Consider the following 16,422-nt stretch of genomic DNA (forward strand, 5'->3'; position numbering starts at 1 on the left):
CGATGGCGGGCGACCTTATCCGGGTGACGCGGATCGCCGTGTTCGGCCGGCACGGGCTGTTGCCCGAGGAGGCGGTTCTCGGCCAGCGCTTCTATATCTCGCTCGAAGCGCAACTGGATCTCGGCGAGGCGGGACGAACCGACGACGTTGCCGGCACGGTGAGTTACGCGGACCTCACGCAGATCGCCGTGGAGATCGCCACGGAGCGCCGCTTCAATCTAATCGAGGCGCTTGCCGAGACGATCGCAGCAACGATCCTGGACAAGTTCGCGCGGGTGGCGGCGATCGCGGTGCGGGTCGACAAGCCGAGCGCACCAGTCCCAGCGATTCTGGACGGCGTCAGCATCGAGATTCTGCGGCGCCGTGGAGTCCGCGCATGAAGGCGTACCTCGGCATCGGCAGCAACATCGGCGACATGGCCGCGATGCTCGACAGGGCCGTGGCGGGTCTCGCGGCGACGCCAGGCATCCGTGTCGTTGCGCGCTCAGCTGATTACCGCACGCCGCCCTGGGGCAATACCGATCAGCCCTGGTTTCTCAACGGCGCGCTTGCGGTGGACACCGATCTCGATCCGCATCGCCTGCTGGATGCCTGTCTGTCGATCGAGCACGATCTGGGACGCGTGCGCGAGGAGCGCTGGGGACCGCGGGTCATCGACATCGACGTCCTGGCCTACGAAGGCGCCGCCGTGGACGATGCCCGTCTCGTCCTGCCGCATCGTTATGTGCGCGAACGGGCCTTCGTTCTGGTCCCGCTGGCCGAGATCGCGCCGAGCCTCGTCATCGGCGGCGAGCGGGTTGAGGATGCGCTGGCAAAGCTCGATCGGAGCGGCATCGAGCGGGCCTGAACCGGTTCAGCGCTCGCCTGGCTGGGCCAGCTTATTCTCTTCCTCGTCGAGAAGCGGAACGTTGTAGTCGCGAAGCACGGCGTCGATATCGGCCTTGCGCTTGCGCAGCACGCCGTTCAGCGTCCGCTTCCAATCGTTCTCGCCGATCCGTACGCCCATGGCGATCCGATAGGCCATAGGCGGCCGCTCCGGCTCCTTCAGCAAGGGCACGACGTTCATCGCCGTCCCGGATTGCTTGGCGAGCCAACCCGCTGCGGGTCCCCACAACACCGCGGCATCGATCTCCTTCGCAGCCAGCGCCGCAATGATCTCGGCCGCCACAGTCTGGTGCTTGCGCGCCGGGTCCAGCTGATAGGGTGCGTAGGCCTTCATATTCGAGACCAGCCCGAGATCGCCCATCCGATTGACCGGCGGCGTGCCGGCGATCACGCCGATGCTTTTTCCCTTCAGGCGCGCATCGTCGAGGCCTGTAATGCCGTCGAACTCGCCGGCCCGTGTCACCAACGTGTAGGCGGAGCGGTAATAGGGATTGGACGTCTGGACGAGGTCGCCGCCGAAGGCTGTACCCATGATGACATCACAAAGGCCGGTCCCGAGCGTGTTGCGCACGAAACCGGGCCCTTGCGTCAGCCAGTAATAGCGGATCTTGACCTTGAGCTCGTCGGCAATAATCGCCGCGATCTTGTTCTCGAAGCCGTCATCCTTGCGTTCGGAGAACGGCATGTTGCCCGGGTCCCCACAGACGCGCAGCACGTCCGTCGTCACCGTATCCGGCAGATGCTGGGCGAGCGCCCCCTGCGCCGTCGTCACAAACAGGGCGCAGAGGGCGAGGATCCGGGCAAAAAGCGCCATCAGAAGCCCATACACTCCTTCTCGGCCTTCTTCGCCGCGTCGGGCTTATCTTCGTGCTCGGAGGGACGGATACGTCCGATCGCCCCGGCGGCGCGCGCCTTCAGATAAACGTACAAGTCGTCAGAGTAACACATGACGTTCTTGTTGTCGCCGAAGGCCGGCATGACCTTCTGCTCGGAAGCATTCACGTCTTGCTTGCCGCCAACTAGGATGCCGATGAACTCCTCGTAGGAGAGGTGCTTCAGCGAGTCTTTCAGGGCCGGGGCGTAGGTCGAGCCCATGCCGTCGGGACCGTGGCAGACGTGGCATTCGGCGTGATAGCGGCGGTAACCCGAGTAGGTATACCAATCGAGCATCTTGCCGTCCTGGGTCACGTGGAACGTGGGGTGACCTTCGGCGTCCATGTACTTGCCGTCTTCGATCTTCACGGCGGCATCCCGCTTGAGCAACGCGGGATCCTGCTCTGCCGTCTTGTCGTTCGCGTTCAAGGAGTCGGCGAGCTTGGGGTCGGCAGCGGGCTTGGCATCCTCAGCATGTACGGCAACCGCGGAAACGGTCGCTAGGGCGAGGGCGGCGATAACCGGCCGCGTTACGATCTTGCTGAGGTTGAGCAACGCATCTGTCTCCCAGTTCCGAGGCTTTGCGTCTTTGTACGAACGACAGCCTCTTACGAGTAAGTCTAATCAAAAGAGTGCCGGCGCGGAAGCCCGCGCCGGCACCGATTTCACCTTGTACCCTGCGGCCGATTAGTTCGGCAGGGCGAAGACGGTCAGCTGGCCGCCCAGGTTGGTATACTGCGACAGGGCCGCATAGCCACCCACCGCGCCGAGGCCGGCGTTCGGGTCGGTCAGGCCGGCCGCGAGGCCGATGCCGGCCCAGCCACCGACGCCCGACAGGACGCCGACGTACTGCTTGCCCTTGTGCTGGTAGGTCATCACGTTGCCGATGATGCCCGACGGGGTCTTGAACTTGAACAGCTCCTTGCCGGTCTTATCGTCGACCGCCTTCAGGTAACCCTCAAGCGTTCCGTAGAACACCACGTCGCCAGCGGTGGCCAGAGCACCGGACCACACCGAGAACTGCTCGGCGTCGGACCACTTGATCTTGCCGTTGACGCCATCCCAAGCGATGAAGTTGCCCATGCCGCCGTGCGAGTTCGGGGCCGGGTACATCGAGAGGGTCGCACCGACGTAGGGCTGGCCCGGGGTGTAGGTCACCCGGAACGGCTCGTAGTCCATGCAGACGTGGTTGGTGGGCACGTAGAACAGCTGGGTCTTCGGCGAGTAGGCCGCAGGCTGCTGATCCTTGGTACCAAGCGCCGCCGGGCAGATGCCCTTGGAGTTGGTGTCTTCACCGTTCTGCTCGGTCGAGTACTTCGACACGACCAGCGGACGGCCGTAGGTCTTCGACCCCTTGTCCATGTCGACTTTGGTCGCCCAGTTGACGGCCGGATCGAACTTCTCGGCGACCAGCAAGCTGCCGTCCGCGCGGTTCAGCGTGTAGCCGAAGCCGTTACGGTCGAAGTGGGTCAGGAGCGGCTGCTCCTTGCCGTCGATCTTCTGATCCGTGAGGATCATCTCGTTGATGCCGTCGTAATCCCACTCGTCGTGGGGAGTCATCTGGTAGACCCACTTGGCGACGCCGGTATCCGGGTTACGCGCCCAGATGGTCATCGACCACTTGTTGTCGCCCGGACGCTGCTTGGGGTTCCAGGTCGAGGGGTTGCCCGAGCCGTAGTACATCAGGTCGAGCTTGGGATCGTAGGAGAACCAGCCCCAGGTGCAACCGCCGCCGGTCTTCCACTGATCGCCTTCCCAGGTCTTCAGCGAAGAATCCTTGCCGACAGGCTTGCCGAGGTAGGTCGTCTTCTCCGGGTCGATCAGCATCTGATCGTCCGGGCCCTCGGAGTAGCCGCGCCACACCTTCTTGCCGGTCTTCAGGTCGTAGGCGGTGACGTGGCACTGCACGCCGAACTCGCCGCCCGAGATGCCGACGATGACCTTGTCCTTGACCGGCAGAACCGTCGCGGTGTTGGTCTCGCCCTTCTTCGGGTCGCCGTTCACGACAGACCAGTTGACCTTGCCGGTCTTGGCGTCGAGCGACACGACCGTGGTGTCGGCCTGGTGCAGGATGATGGTGCCGTCGGCGTAGGCCAGACCACGGTTGACCGTGTCACAGCACATGACCGGGATCACGGACGGATCCTGCTTGGGCTCGTACTTCCAAACGATCTTCGCCTCGTGGTCGAGATCGAGGGCGTACACGATGTTCGGGAACGGCGTGTGCACGTACATCATGTTGCCGACGACGAGCGGCGAGCCCTCGTGGCCACGCAGAACGCCGGTTGAGAAGGTCCAGGCGACCTGGAGGTTCTTCACGTTCGACGCGTTGATCTGGTCGAGCTTCGAATAGCGGGTGTTGGCGTAATCGACCGTCTGAAGTGCCTGCTCCGCCGGGTTGGCGATGCTCTTCAGAACGCTTTCGTTGGCCAGCGCCGGCGCGGCAACCGCCGCAACGCCCGCGCCGAGCGCAAGGAGATGCACTGCTCTCATGGGTTCCTCCGACAAGTCTTTGAGAATACTCGCGACACACCAAGAGTGCGGTGTCGCGCGGACTCCGACCTGACTATTTGCGACAGGGATGGACGCCTCGGTAGCGGGCTTCATCGACTTTAAGAGATCTTCAGATCCCTTAGCCAGGAACCACCATCCCTGAGGCGGTCCCCTCGAAACCGAGGCTTGCCCGGACCTTAAGAGATTTTTGAGCGCCGTCAACTCGCTGTTCCACCGATGTCGACACAGGATGAAGGCTTATTCCGAGGTTACAGAAGGCCATTGATCGTCATCATTCCGCGTTAGGAATGGTGCGCTGCACAATCGATTTATTGTTTGGTGTCGGCGTTCTCACGGCGATGTGACAGCGTCCTATGCAGGACTTGCATCTGGGAAAGCGTTGCTGTGCAGGCTCATGCGCTGGCTGCGCTGATAGTGGTTAGATAGCCTACGGCCTCCACGACGCCGCGTCAGTCGTCAACGGCGATGCGGTATCGGATTGCTCTGTCAAAGGGGGCTATTGAGGCTGTGAAGACCTGTGCGCCCAGTCGCCGCATCCTCAGAGGAGCTGGTCTCTTTCCCCATTAGAAGTGTAGGGCGCGACAAATTGCCGAATCTTCCCGGCCAGCTGGGCTTTGATCGCGCCCGGTTTTCGGTCCCGGGGATCGTGGCGAGCCGAAGCGGCGTCATCGGTCAGAGCGTTCCGACCGGGCCGGTGCTCTCGAACTCGGCGGTGTCACCGACGAGGTCGGTCATCGAGATGTCGAGCCGTCGCCCGTTCGCAAGCCGAAGCTGCGCGTCCGGCTCGAGCCAAATCGGCTTCAGGTTGGTGTGGCTGCCGTGAAGCGTGCCGTGGGCGACGACACCGACCTCCCGCCGTTCGACGATCACGCGGTAGCGGACCCGCACCGAACCGCATCCCTCCGCCGTAACGAGACCGCGGCCGGTCAGTGTCTTCAGGACTTCGTTCGGCTCGAACATACGCGGGACGCACGGGCGGGAAGGAACGGCAACCAGGTTGCCATTTAATCCCGCCCACCGGCCAAGTCACGCCTTCACGGCTCGGTTATTGAGAGCCCGGCATCGGCCGGTCAGTCCACAGCGGGCGAAGCCGGTTCGAGATCCCGCACCACGATCCGGCCGGCCTCGACGGACAGCGCCAGCCGGCCCTGCTTCAATGCGAGCGCCTTCTCACCGAACAGCATGCGCCGCCAGCCTTCGAGGGCGGGGACGTTGGCGCGATCATCGTCGGCGATCGCTTCGAGATCATCGACGGTGCCGATGATCTTCGGCGCCACGCCTTCGGCTTCGCAGACCGCCTTAAGCAGCACCTTCAGGAGTTCGACGATGGCGCCGTTGCCACCGCCCCGGCGTAGCCGCTCCGGCATGCGAATGTCGGCCGTATCCCGCGACAGCCCGCGCTCCACCGCCGCAAGGATGTCGGTGCCCGTGCGGGATCGCTCGAAGCCGGCCGGAATCGTTCGCAGGCGGCCCAGGGCTTCGACGCTCCGGGGCGCCGCGGAAGCGATGTCGATCACCGCTTCATCCTTGAGCACCCGCCCACGTGGGACGTTGCGGGTCTGCGCTTCGCTCTCTCGCCACGCGGCGACTTCCATCAGCACAGCGATTTCGCGCGGCTTGCGCATGCGGCCGGAAAGCCGCCGCCACGCCTGGGACGGATCGGCCCGGTAGGTCTCGGGCGAAGTCAGGACCGCCATCTCCTCGTCGAGCCACGCGCCACGGTCGGTGCGCAGCAGTTCGGCGACAAGGACCTCGTAGACTGTGACGAGGTGGGTGACGTCCGACAGGGCGTAGGTTAGCTGCGCCTCGGATAGGGGCCGCCGGGACCAGTCGGTGAACCGGGACGACTTGTCGATCTTGGCCTTGGCGACGTCGTTGACGAGCTGCTCGTACGAAACGGAATCGCCGTAGCCGCACACCATGGCGGCGACCTGCGTGTCGAAGAACGGGTGCGGCAGGATTCCGCCCATCATCCAGACGATCTCGAGGTCCTGGCGAGCGGAATGGAAGACCTTCACGGTCCGCGTATCCGCCATTAAGTCAATGAACGGCTGCAGATCGATCCCCGGCGCCAGGGGATCGACCAGGACGGCAGTGCCGTCCGGGGCCGCCATCTGGATCAGGCAAAGCTTGGGGTAGTAGGTCGTCTCGCGCATGAACTCCGTGTCGACGGTCACGAAGGGTTGCGCGGCCAGACGCGTACAGATGTCCCGCAGGGTGTCGGTCGAAGAAATCAGATCCATGAAACGGCTATACGCAACCGACGCGGCGGTGGGGAGCGAAACCCGCGCCGCGTCCCTGTTTTTCCCGCATTCCCCATCATGAACCCCGTGTTGAGGAAACCGTCAGGGGTCGCGAGGCGGCCCTCCGGCGCGCTTGTCCCTGTCGCTTGATCCGAAGGGTATCGGCCCGGCGCTGCGCCTCGGCGCGCCCGAGCAACCGATCGAGAATACCGGTCTCGATGCGTTCGCCGGTGGCGCCATCCATGAGGCGGCGGATCCGGTCGACCCGGAAACCGCGATAGCCGCCCCGCCGGGCGTCAATGCCGCCGAGAAGGGTCCGGCCCTGTCCGAGCCTGAGTTCGCGCGCGTCGAGGGAACGGTTGCTCCAGGCACCGGACGCGTCCTCGTAGACGAAGTCGAAATGCCCACCGAGCGGCAGCGTCCGCCACGCGCCCGGACGCGCGTCGACGGGGGTAGCTCGGCCGACCCCGGATGGGAGAAAAGCGTTGTTGATCATGGACATGATATGGGGATTGCCGGGCCCGTCCGGTAGTGTGACGGGCGTCGCCGAAGCCGTTTCCCGAGGCGTCGGGTGCGGACCGCGCTTGACTTGGGGGGGCTCGCGTGAATGGTGCCGGCCTTCCCACAGAAGAAGCCCGTCATGCATCGTTACCGTTCCCACACCTGCGGGGCGCTCCGCCCGTCCGATGTCGGGCAGGCCGTCCGCCTTTCAGGCTGGTGCCACCGCATCCGCGACCACGGCGGTGTGCTCTTCATCGATCTGCGCGATCATTACGGGCTGACGCAGTGCGTGATCGATTCCGATTCCCCGGCATTCAAAGCGGCTGATGCCGTGCGCTCGGAATGGGTTGTGCGGATCGATGGCCGCGTGCGGACCCGCCCGGCCGGCACCGAGAACCCCGAGCTGCCGACCGGCGTCGTAGAAGTCTATATCGATGACCTGGAGGTGCTGGGCCCGGCGGGCGAGCTGCCGCTGCCGGTCTTCGGCGATCTGGAATACCCGGAAGAGACGCGGCTGCGCTACCGCTTCCTCGACCTGCGCCGGGAGAAACTCCACGCGAACATCATGAAGCGCGGCGCGATCATCGATTCGCTCCGCCGCCGGATGCGCGACGGTGGCTTCTTCGAGTTTCAGACACCCATTCTCACGGCGTCGAGCCCGGAGGGCGCCCGCGACTATCTGGTGCCGTCGCGGGTCCATCCCGGCAAGTTTTACGCGCTGCCGCAGGCGCCGCAGCAGTTCAAACAGCTGACGATGATCGCGGGCTTCGACCGCTACTTCCAGATCGCGCCGTGCTTCCGCGACGAGGATGCCCGGGCCGACCGCTCGCCGGGTGAGTTCTACCAGCTCGATATCGAGATGAGCTTCGTCACCCAGGAGGATGTGTTCCAGGCGGTGGAGCCGGTTCTGCGCGGGGTGTTCGACGAATTCGCTGAAGGCAGGCGCGTCACGCAGGAATTTCCGCGGATCACCTATGCGGATTCGATGCTGAAATTCGGTGTCGATAAGCCGGATCTGCGCAATCCGCTGATCATCGCCGACGTGACGGACTTGTTTGCCCGCGGAGACGTGGCCTTCAAGGCGTTCAAGGGTGTGATCGCCGGCGGCGGCGTGGTCCGGGCGATCCCGGCGACCGGGGCGGCGGCACAGTCGCGCTCGTTCTTCGACAGGCTGAACGACTGGGCGCGCTCCGAGGGTGCCCCTGGGCTCGGCTACGTCGTGTTCGAGGAGGAGAACGGGCAGCTCACCGGCAAGGGGCCGATCGCCAAGTTCATCCCGGCCGAGGTCCAGGCTCTGATCGCCGAGCGGGCCGGGGCCAAGGCGGGCGATGCGGTGTTCTTCTCCGCCGGCGTCGAGGGCAAGGCGGCCGGGCTCGCCGGCAAGGCGCGCATCCGCATCGGCGACGAGCTGGGCCTCTGCGACAAGGACCAGTACGCCTTCTGCTGGATCACCGACTTCCCGATGTACGAGTGGAGCGAGGAGGAGAAGCGGATCGATTTTTCGCACAATCCGTTCTCCATGCCGAACATCGATCGCGAAGAGTTCCTCGCGCTCGATCTCGAAGCACTGGCCTCAGAGGACGAGACCGGCGCCAACACCAAGAAAATCCTCGGCATCAAGGCGTTCCAGTACGACATCGTCTGCAACGGGATCGAGCTGTCGTCCGGTGCGATCCGGAACCACCGTCCCGACGTGATGGAGAAGGCGTTCGCCATCGCGGGCTACGGCCGCGAGGTGCTTGAGGAGAAGTTCGGCGGCATGCTGAATGCGCTCCGCATGGGCGCCCCGCCGCACGGTGGCATCGCGCCGGGTGTCGACCGCATCGTCATGCTCCTGTGCGACGAGCCGAACATCCGCGAGGTGGTGCTGTTCCCGATGAACCAGCGCGCCGAGGATCTGATGATGGGCGCGCCCGCCGAGGCGACGCCCAAGCAGCTCCGTGAGCTGCATATCCGGCTCAACCTGCCCGAGAAGAAGGCCTAGTCCGGCCGCGGTGCCGCGCCTCGTCGCCATCGTGGTTGCGCACGACAGCGCCGAGGTGCTGCCCGCCTGCCTTGCCGCGCTCGCCGGGCAGCATGTGCCGGCGATCGTGGTCGACAATGCCAGCCGGGATGCCTCCGCTGCCGTCGCGGAGGAAGCCGGCGCGCAGGTGATCCGCAACGCCCGCAACGAGGGCTACGGCCGCGCCAACAACCGGGGCGTCCGGGCCGCGGTGACGGCGGAGCATGTCCTGATCGTCAACCCGGACGTGATCCTGCGTCCGGGGGCCGTCGATGCCCTGCTGGCGGCGGCCCGGGCCTGGCCGGATGCCGGCCTGCTGGCGCCGCGGCTGGTCGAGCCCGACGGGCGTTTCTTCTTCCAGGCGCGCTCGCTGCTCGCGCCCTATCTCACCAATCCGGGCGGTCGCCGCGCGCTGCCGCAGGGCGATGCCTGCGCGCCATTCCTGTCCGGGGCCTGCCTGCTGATGCCGCGCCGCCTGTTCCTCGACCTCGGCGGCTTCGACGAGCGCATCTTCCTGTTCTACGAGGATGACGACCTGTGCCGGCGCGTCGCCGAGGCCGGTCATGCCCTCATCCACGTCCACGCCGCCGAGGCGCTGCACGGCCGCGGCCGTTCTTCGGCGCCCGAGCGGGGCCGCGTGTTCCGCACACGCTGGCATCAGGCATGGTCGCGGGCCTATGTCAGCCGGAAATACGGCCTGCCCGATCCGAGCCTCGGGACCCTGCTGGCCAACCTGCCGAAGGCGCTGCTCTCGGCCCTGGTCCTGCGCCGGAGCGGGCTGGAACGCTATGGCGGCTCGGCGGCCGGCGCCTTCGCCGTCCTGCGCGGCCGCACCGCCCTGGCCCGCGAGGGCCTGCCCGAATGAGCGCGCGGACCATCGCCGAGGTGCTCGGTGCCGGGCGCAACGGCTTCACCGGCCTGCGGCTGGCCCTGGCGGTCGCCGTGGTCGTATCCCACGCCTACAGCGTCGCGACCGGAGCCGCTGGGGACGAGCCCCTGGCCCGGTTCACCGGCTACACGTTGGGCGAGCACGCGGTGAACGGCTTCTTCGCCGTGTCGGGCTTCCTCGTGACGATGAGCTGCGACCGGCGCGGGATCCGGGACTATGCGCTGGCCCGGAGCTTACGGATCCTGCCCGGGCTGGTGGCCGCGACCCTGGTCGTCTCCTTGGGCCTCGGCGCGGCGCTGACCCGCCTGCCCGTCTCCGAGTATTGGCGCGATCCGGGCCTGTGGGCGTTCGTCCGCGGGACGTTGACGACCTTCAAGAGCAACGCCGCCCTCCCCGGCGTGTTCGAGGCCAGCCCGTACCGGGCGCCGTTGGGCACGGTCTGGACGCTGAAATACGAGGTGCTGTGCTATCTCGGCGTTCTCGTTGCCGCCCTGGGCGGTCTGCTCCGACGGCGCTGGTCGGCCCTGGTGGTCGTCGCGGCGCTCGCGCTGGCGCTGACCATCGTGGGCGGCCTGCGGGGTTCCGACCTGCCCAAGGGCACCGAGACCGCCCTGCGCCTGCCCCTGATCTTCGCGGCTGGCGCGTGCCTCTATCTCTGGCGCGAGCGCCTGCGGATCCCCGGGGCCGCCCTCGGCTGCCTCGCCTTCGGGGCCTGCATCCTCGTTCGAACGCCGGCCTATCCGGCCCTGCTGTTCCTGGCGGAAGCCTACGGCGTGGTCTGGCTCGCCCTCGGTCCCCTGGCGCGGGGCGTGTTCGATCCACCGGCGGACCTGTCCTACGGGGTCTATCTCTACGGCTGGCCGATCCAGCAGACCCTGCACGCGCTCTGGCCGGAGATTTCGGGACCCGCGCTGCTGGCCCCTGCCCTCGCGGCGACGCTGCCGGTGGCGGCCCTGTCCTGGTACGGGATCGAGCGGCCCGCCCTGGCGCTCAAGGCGCGGGCGCTGGGGCGACGACGCCTCGGCACGATCGAACCGGCGGGGCCGTGACGGATCCCGACAGGCTGCTCCCGCCCGCCGAAGCCTTGACGTTGGCGGCAACGCTGCTGGAGGCCCAGGGCTTCACGATCGTCGCCCGGAACGAGCGCGGCGACAGCTTTTACCTCGCGCGTCCGGACCAGGACGCGACCCTTCGCCTGTCCAATCATGCGCGTCGGCCGCGGCAGCGGCGGAACCATCCCGAGGTCGTGACGAGTCTTGTGGTGGCGACTCCGAAGCGGCCGAGCCAGCTCAGAGTGATGATCACCGCGGCGCTGCGAGATTTCGCGGCTTGCACATTCAGAGCTGCGGCCAGGAAGCTGCCAGCGCAAAAATAGGAAAATCTTGACAAAACATGCCGCCGCGGATAGGTTTTTTTGTCCAAGCGGAGGTGGGGCGGATGTCACGACTGACCAATGATCGTCACGCTCAGGACGTCGCGGCCCTCCGCACCGAGCTCGCTGGCCTCGCCGTCGGCGTCAAGCTGATCCGGCTTGAGTGCGTTTTGAGCCGCAAATACCGAGCTGATCAGCCGCGCGCGCCAGCTGGCCAGTCCGATGGCGGCCGTTGGCTTCCGGAGGGCACCGGGGGTGGATCCCAGGCCCAGTCGCAAACGGAAGACGCTGTCCTCGAAGATGGATCGCGGGTTCTTTCGATCCGGATTCGGGCCCAACCGCATACGGACTGGGACGAGCAACACACGGTCACCGGACCGGATGGGACGCGAACGGTCTTCGAGACCTCAGGTCTTACGCAGACGATCCGTGATGGTGATAGCAACGAGATCCTGGCTCGAAATCTCCTCACACAGGATGGAGCGGAACCGGAAGCCTTCGTCCAACTGGCCCGGGGTCGGCCACGCCCGTCAGACGAACTGGCGCGGCGATTCCCGAAGACACTCGAGGCAGCGGAATCACTCTTCTCGGTTCTGTCTGGGCGGAATACCAGCGATCGAAAGGCTATCTTCGCTGCTCCCGCGAGCGAGTATATCCCGGGGGATGCTTACAACGATCCAGCCATGTGGGTTGGGGCAGTAGGGCAGACTGAGTTGGACCAGTTGTGCCCTCGTAACAGGGAGGTGCAGGCTATAGCGGACGCGGTCGCTGCAGGTGTCAAAGCCTCTGGTAATTACTTCGGTGGGCAGGATTTCGGCAACAAAGTGCATGCTGGCATTGCGGGCGTCATAAATGCCCGGAAAGACCCGAATCTCGTTGCCGAGACATCTTTCGATGCCACGACCGGCACGGATGCGAAATATGGCGCGCGGGGATCGATTCGGCTTGACGTGCTTGAGCGCTCGCAGCCATCAACTGTCTGTGTCTATGATCACAAGGCCGGGAATGCGTATCTTAGAGGGCCACGGTCAGTCGATATTGCTACTGTTGTGCAAAGACGTTATCCGGGCGCCCTACGTTATATTCTTATTCAGATCGAGCCGATGGTATGACCAGCGCTCGTCAAGTTCGACCGATCTTCGACGCTTTGAAAACCAAGCACCCGTATCTCGTGCAGATCGGGAATCGTTTCGCAATTAAAAATCCAGTTCATCATATTGCGCTTGGCATATTCATCGAGCGGACTTCTGATCCAAATTGTTGCTCGCCGAGATTGTTTATGACTGCGCTATATTTTGCGGGCTTGCCCGGGGCTATTGCTATTGGTACATACTTCGAATATTTAAGTAGATCCCCAACATCAGCGGAGAAGTTCTGGCTCTGGTCCGACCCCACGATGATACCGGAGGCCATCGCGGTCTTGGACTCCGTGGCACTTCCGAAGCTGGCGCTCTATGGGACGCCAGAAAGCTACGCGACTCTGCCGTCGCGGCCACATTGGGTCTACGACGAGCCGTACGAGGACCGTATGATCGTCCATATCGCGGCCGGCAAGCTCGACGCCGCGCGAGCGATCAGGCACGAACGACAGCCGTGGCATGCCGGCAAGTCGTTCCCGCCGGGATCGCGCGCGCATCGCTGGCAGACGCAGCTTGCCGCCGTGGAAGAACCCCTCATGGCCGGCGACCGCCCGGCGCTGGCCAAGATCCTGCACGATTGGGAGGCGGCCAACGTTCGCGGGACGGAGCTGGAGCCCTACTGGGAACCCACCCCATTCCCGCTGGAGCGATGAGCCCGGTAGAATCTCATTCTGCGTCCGCTGCATCACGCAGATAGGGCTCCACCGGGCCCTTCAGCTTCACCGTCATCGGGTTGCCGGCGCGGTCGAGGGTCTTGCCGGCCGAGAGGCGCACCCAGCCCTCGCTCACGCAGTACTCCTCGACATTGGTCTTCTCGACGCCCTTGAACCGGATGCCGATGCCGCGCTCCAGCAGGGCCGCGTCGTAATACGGACTGTCCGGGTTGACCGAGAGACGGTCAGGCAGCGCGGGATCGGACATGGGCGAGCTCCAGGTTGGGCGTCAGCGGCGAAGAGGACCGCGGATTACGAAATCCCCCGCCCCGCCGCAACGCTGCCCGCGTCCGCCCCGAGGGTTGCCAGGAGGGCGGCCACGTCGCCGCTCTGCAGCAGCGGCACGAGCCGCGTCACCGCCGCGTGCGGCAGGTCCCACCACGCCGCCGCCAGCAGGGCCTCGACGGTCGCCGCGTCGAACCGATGCCGCACGACCCGCGCCGGGTTGCCCGCCACCACCGCGTAGGCGGGCACATCGCGGGTCACCACGGCGCGGGCGGCCACCACGGCGCCGGGCCCGAGGGTGACGCCCGACAGGATCATGCAGCCCGAGCCCAGCCAGACATCGTGGCCGATCACCACGTCGCCCCGGGAGGCGTGGAAATCCTCCGGCGCCCGCGCGTCCGGAAACAGCCCGCGCATCGCGGCGAACGGATAGGTGGACGCCCAGTCGAGCCGATGGTCGCCGCCGAGCAGGATCTCGACCTTGTCGGCAATGGAACAATAGCGGCCGATCGTCAGCCGCCGGCCGCTTTCCGGAAAGCGGACCTTTGGACGCCCATACGAGTAGGCGCCTATGGAGAAGCCGTAGGCCCTCGCCAGCTTGGCGAGGTGGATCCGCGTCTCGTTGTGCGGGTTGCGCCCCCTGCGCAGCCGGTGCAACAGACCGGTCAAGACGCGAGCCTGCGCGATGCGCGACCGCGTCGTCCTCGGTGAAAAAGGTGAGCGGGAGCGTGGGCGATGGCCGATAACATGTCCGAGGACCTCAAGGCCGGGGCGCTCGTCTACCACCGCCTGCCCAAGCCCGGGAAGCTCGAGATCCAGGCGACGAAGCCGCTGGGCAACCAGCGCGACCTCGCGCTGGCCTATTCGCCCGGCGTCGCGGCCGCCTGCATGGCGATCCACGACGACCCGCAGCAGGCCGCCGACCTCACGATCCGCCAGAACCTCGTGGCGGTGCTCACCAACGGCACGGCCGTGCTGGGTCTCGGCGACATCGGACCGCTGGCCTCCAAGCCCGTGATGGAGGGCAAGGCGGTCCTGTTCAAGAAGTTCGCCGGCATCGACGTGTTCGACATCGAGGTCGACCAGAAGGACGTGTCCAAGCTCGTCGACGTGGTCTGCGCCCTGGAGCCGACCTTCGGTGGCATCAACCTGGAGGACATCAAGGCGCCGGAATGCTTCGAGGTCGAGGAGCAGTGCCGCGCCCGGATGAACATCCCGGTCTTCCACGACGACCAGCACGGCACCGCGATCATCGTGGCGGCGGCGGTCCTCAACGGGCTGGAACTCGCCGGCAAGAAGCTGTCCGACGTCCGGATCGTCACGTCGGGCGCGGGCGCTGCGGCGCTCGCCTGCCTCAACCTGCTCGTGTCGCTCGGCGCGACCCGTGAGAACATCACGATCACCGACATCAAGGGCGTGGTCTACAAGGGCCGCCCCGAGCTGATGGATCGCTGGAAGGACGTCTTCGCCCAGGAGACCGAGAAGCGGACCCTGGCCGAGGTGATCCCGGGGGCTGACGTGTTCATCGGCCTCTCGGCCGGCGGCGTCCTGAAGCCGGAATATCTCCGGGAGATGGCCGAGAAGCCGCTCATCATGGCGCTGGCCAACCCCTATCCCGAGATCATGCCGGAGCTCGCCGAGCAGGAGCGGCCGGACGCGATGATCTGCACCGGCCGGTCGGATTTCCCGAACCAGGTCAACAACGTCCTGTGCTTCCCCTACATCTTCCGCGGCGCGCTGGATGTCGGCGCCCACAAGATCAACGAGGAGATGAAGAAGGCGGCCGTGAAGGCGATCGCCGGCCTCGCCCACGAGACCACCTCGGACGTGGTCGCCCGGGCCTATGGCGGCGAGGCGCGGCCGTTCGGGCCGAAATCGCTGATCCCGAGCCCGTTCGACCCGCGGCTGATCCTGCGCATTGCCCCCGCGGTCGCCAAGGCGGCGATGGATTCGGGCGTGGCCGGCCGGCCGCTCGCGGATCTCGACGCCTATACCGACAGCCTCGACCGGTTCGTCCACCGGTCCGGCCTGATCATGAAGCCGCTGTTCTCCAAGGCGAAGGCCGAGCGCAAGCGGGTGATCTACGCCGAAGGCGAAGACGAGCGCGTGCTCCGCGCCGTCCAGGCGATCGTCGAGGACAAGGTCGCGTTCCCGATCCTGGTCGGCCGGCCGCGGGTGGTGGAGACCCGTCTGAAGCGGTTCGGACTGTCGATCGAGCACGGCCGCGACTTCGAGCTGATCGACCCCGAAGACGATCCCCGCTACCGCGCCTACGTGCAGACTTACCTCGATGTCGCGGGCCGGCGCGGCATCACGCCGGATGCGGCGCGCACGCTGGTGCGCACCAACAACACGGTGATCGGTGCCATCGCGGTCCGCCGCGGCGAGGCGGATGCGCTGATCTGCGGCCTGGAGGGCCGGTTCGAGACGCGGTTGCGCATCATCCGCGACGTGATCGGACTCGCGCCCGGCGTGAAGCAATGCGCAGCCATGAGCTTGGTGGTCACCCATACGGGCGCCTACTTCCTGGCCGACACCCATGTCCGCCCGAACCCGACCGCCGAGGAGATCGCCGACGTGGCGCAGGCCTGTGCGAACCACGTGAGCCGGTTCGGGCTGACGCCGAAGATCGCGCTGCTCAGCCACTCGGATTTCGGCCAGTCGGATTCGGACTCCGCCATCAAGATGCGTGACGCCCTGGCGCTCCTGCAGACGCGCGATCCGGACCTGATCGTCGATGGTGAGATGCAGGCGGATTCGGCGCTCTCCGAGATGGTCCGGGACCGGGTGCTGCCGGGCTCGCGCCTGAAGGGTGCGGCGAATGTCCTGATCTTCCCGAACCTCGATGCGGCCAACATCGCGTTCCAGTTCGCTAAGGTGATGGCGGACGCCCTGCCGGTCGGCCCCCTGCTGATCGGACCGGCCAAGCCCGCCCACATCCTCACCCCCTCGGTGACCGCCCGCGGCATCGTCAACGTCACGGCCGCCGCGGTGGTCGAGGCACAGTCGGACGAGGCTCCGCCCAAGCCCGAGGAGGCCGGGGTCGGGATGATCTCCGCGTAAGGA

17 protein-coding genes are annotated in these 16,422 nt (G+C 66.0%); 9 read left to right on the top strand and 8 right to left on the bottom strand.

The features are described 5' to 3' along the window. The first annotated feature begins 2 nt into the window (after positions 1–2). Positions 3–380, top strand: a complete 378-nt coding sequence (gene folB, locus MKK63_RS06815) for a dihydroneopterin aldolase (protein ID WP_243999977.1) — start codon at positions 3–5, stop codon at positions 378–380. Further along, entirely contained in the window at positions 377–847 is a 471-nt protein-coding gene (gene folK, locus MKK63_RS06820) for a 2-amino-4-hydroxy-6-hydroxymethyldihydropteridine diphosphokinase (protein ID WP_243999979.1), read from the top strand. The genes folB and folK overlap by 4 nt, the downstream gene beginning before the upstream one ends. Before the next feature lie 6 nt (positions 848–853). Here the strand turns inward: folK and xoxJ are convergent, their stop codons facing one another. The 6 genes from xoxJ to MKK63_RS06850 all read right to left on the bottom strand — a co-directional run bounded on the left by xoxJ (position 854) and on the right by MKK63_RS06850 (position 7,017). Further along, complete coding sequence (xoxJ, locus tag MKK63_RS06825) at positions 854–1,699, bottom strand: rare earth element methanol dehydrogenase accessory protein XoxJ (RefSeq protein WP_243999981.1); 846 nt, start codon at positions 1,697–1,699, stop codon at positions 854–856. Continuing rightward, positions 1,699–2,313, bottom strand: a complete 615-nt coding sequence (locus MKK63_RS06830) for a c-type cytochrome, methanol metabolism-related (protein WP_243999983.1) — start codon at positions 2,311–2,313, stop codon at positions 1,699–1,701. The genes xoxJ and MKK63_RS06830 overlap by 1 nt, the downstream gene beginning before the upstream one ends. 132 nt (positions 2,314–2,445) lie before the next feature. Beyond that, positions 2,446–4,251 (bottom strand): lanthanide-dependent methanol dehydrogenase XoxF1, encoded by a 1,806-nt coding sequence (gene xoxF1, locus MKK63_RS06835; RefSeq protein WP_243999985.1) that lies wholly within the window; start codon positions 4,249–4,251, stop codon positions 2,446–2,448. Positions 4,252–4,944: 693 nt separating this feature from the next. Beyond that, positions 4,945–5,232, bottom strand: a complete 288-nt coding sequence (locus tag MKK63_RS06840; RefSeq protein WP_243999987.1) for a hypothetical protein — start codon at positions 5,230–5,232, stop codon at positions 4,945–4,947. Positions 5,233–5,342: 110 nt separating this feature from the next. Beyond that, entirely contained in the window at positions 5,343–6,515 is a 1,173-nt protein-coding gene (rnd, locus tag MKK63_RS06845; protein WP_243999989.1) for a ribonuclease D, read from the bottom strand. Between the two features lie 76 nt (positions 6,516–6,591). Then, complete coding sequence (locus MKK63_RS06850; RefSeq protein ID WP_243999991.1) at positions 6,592–7,017, bottom strand: WYL domain-containing protein; 426 nt, start codon at positions 7,015–7,017, stop codon at positions 6,592–6,594. 138 nt (positions 7,018–7,155) lie between these two features. On the opposite strand from MKK63_RS06850, the gene aspS reads away from it, so the two are divergent. The 6 genes from aspS (at position 7,156) to MKK63_RS06880 (ending at position 13,071) form a co-directional block, all read left to right on the top strand. Further along, the gene (gene aspS / locus MKK63_RS06855; protein WP_243999993.1) at positions 7,156–9,000 is read left to right on the top strand and encodes an aspartate--tRNA ligase; all 1,845 of its coding nucleotides are present in this window, start codon (positions 7,156–7,158) and stop codon (positions 8,998–9,000) included. A gap of 10 nt (positions 9,001–9,010) precedes the next feature. Then, positions 9,011–9,883 carry a glycosyltransferase family 2 protein gene (locus MKK63_RS06860; protein WP_243999995.1) on the top strand — a complete coding sequence of 291 codons (873 nt, stop codon included), beginning with the start codon at positions 9,011–9,013 and terminating at the stop codon, positions 9,881–9,883. Further along, positions 9,880–10,956, top strand: coding sequence for an acyltransferase family protein (locus MKK63_RS06865; RefSeq protein ID WP_243999997.1), 1,077 nt, complete (start codon positions 9,880–9,882; stop codon positions 10,954–10,956). Before MKK63_RS06860 ends, MKK63_RS06865 begins: the two co-directional genes overlap by 4 nt. Beyond that, entirely contained in the window at positions 10,953–11,282 is a 330-nt protein-coding gene (locus MKK63_RS06870) for a hypothetical protein (protein ID WP_243999999.1), read from the top strand. Before MKK63_RS06865 ends, MKK63_RS06870 begins: the two co-directional genes overlap by 4 nt. Positions 11,283–11,344: 62 nt before the next feature. Further along, positions 11,345–12,391 (top strand): hypothetical protein, encoded by a 1,047-nt coding sequence (locus MKK63_RS06875; protein ID WP_244000001.1) that lies wholly within the window; start codon positions 11,345–11,347, stop codon positions 12,389–12,391. Continuing rightward, positions 12,388–13,071, top strand: a complete 684-nt coding sequence (locus MKK63_RS06880; RefSeq protein WP_244000003.1) for a hypothetical protein — start codon at positions 12,388–12,390, stop codon at positions 13,069–13,071. The genes MKK63_RS06875 and MKK63_RS06880 overlap by 4 nt, the downstream gene beginning before the upstream one ends. 13 nt (positions 13,072–13,084) lie before the next feature. On the opposite strand, the gene MKK63_RS06885 is transcribed toward MKK63_RS06880, so the two are convergent. Then, positions 13,085–13,339, bottom strand: coding sequence for a DUF3297 family protein (locus MKK63_RS06885; RefSeq protein ID WP_244000005.1), 255 nt, complete (start codon positions 13,337–13,339; stop codon positions 13,085–13,087). Positions 13,340–13,383: 44 nt separating this feature from the next. Further along, a complete protein-coding gene (locus tag MKK63_RS06890; RefSeq protein WP_244000292.1) occupies positions 13,384–14,013 on the bottom strand; it encodes a CatB-related O-acetyltransferase in 630 nt (209 codons plus the stop codon). A 78-nt stretch (positions 14,014–14,091) separates the two neighbouring features. On the opposite strand from MKK63_RS06890, the gene MKK63_RS06895 reads away from it, so the two are divergent. Further along, positions 14,092–16,419 carry an NADP-dependent malic enzyme gene (locus MKK63_RS06895; protein WP_276081891.1) on the top strand — a complete coding sequence of 776 codons (2,328 nt, stop codon included), beginning with the start codon at positions 14,092–14,094 and terminating at the stop codon, positions 16,417–16,419. Positions 16,420–16,422: the final 3 nt, after the last annotated feature.

This window comes from Methylobacterium sp. J-088, assembly GCF_022829295.1.
Lineage (GTDB): Bacteria > Pseudomonadota > Alphaproteobacteria > Rhizobiales > Beijerinckiaceae > Methylobacterium.

Coding starts and splice junctions, on each gene's coding strand:
- folB (WP_243999977.1), top strand. CDS start 3: ATGGCGGGCGACCTTATCCGGGTGACGCGGATCGCCGTGTTCGGCCGG.
- folK (WP_243999979.1), top strand. CDS start 377: ATGAAGGCGTACCTCGGCATCGGCAGCAACATCGGCGACATGGCCGCG.
- xoxJ (WP_243999981.1), bottom strand. CDS start 1,699: ATGGCGCTTTTTGCCCGGATCCTCGCCCTCTGCGCCCTGTTTGTGACG.
- xoxF1 (WP_243999985.1), bottom strand. CDS start 4,251: ATGAGAGCAGTGCATCTCCTTGCGCTCGGCGCGGGCGTTGCGGCGGTT.
- MKK63_RS06840 (WP_243999987.1), bottom strand. CDS start 5,232: ATGTTCGAGCCGAACGAAGTCCTGAAGACACTGACCGGCCGCGGTCTC.
- rnd (WP_243999989.1), bottom strand. CDS start 6,515: ATGGATCTGATTTCTTCGACCGACACCCTGCGGGACATCTGTACGCGT.
- MKK63_RS06850 (WP_243999991.1), bottom strand. CDS start 7,017: ATGTCCATGATCAACAACGCTTTTCTCCCATCCGGGGTCGGCCGAGCT.
- aspS (WP_243999993.1), top strand. CDS start 7,156: ATGCATCGTTACCGTTCCCACACCTGCGGGGCGCTCCGCCCGTCCGAT.
- MKK63_RS06865 (WP_243999997.1), top strand. CDS start 9,880: ATGAGCGCGCGGACCATCGCCGAGGTGCTCGGTGCCGGGCGCAACGGC.
- MKK63_RS06875 (WP_244000001.1), top strand. CDS start 11,345: ATGTCACGACTGACCAATGATCGTCACGCTCAGGACGTCGCGGCCCTC.
- MKK63_RS06880 (WP_244000003.1), top strand. CDS start 12,388: ATGACCAGCGCTCGTCAAGTTCGACCGATCTTCGACGCTTTGAAAACC.
- MKK63_RS06885 (WP_244000005.1), bottom strand. CDS start 13,339: ATGTCCGATCCCGCGCTGCCTGACCGTCTCTCGGTCAACCCGGACAGT.
- MKK63_RS06895 (WP_276081891.1), top strand. CDS start 14,092: ATGGCCGATAACATGTCCGAGGACCTCAAGGCCGGGGCGCTCGTCTAC.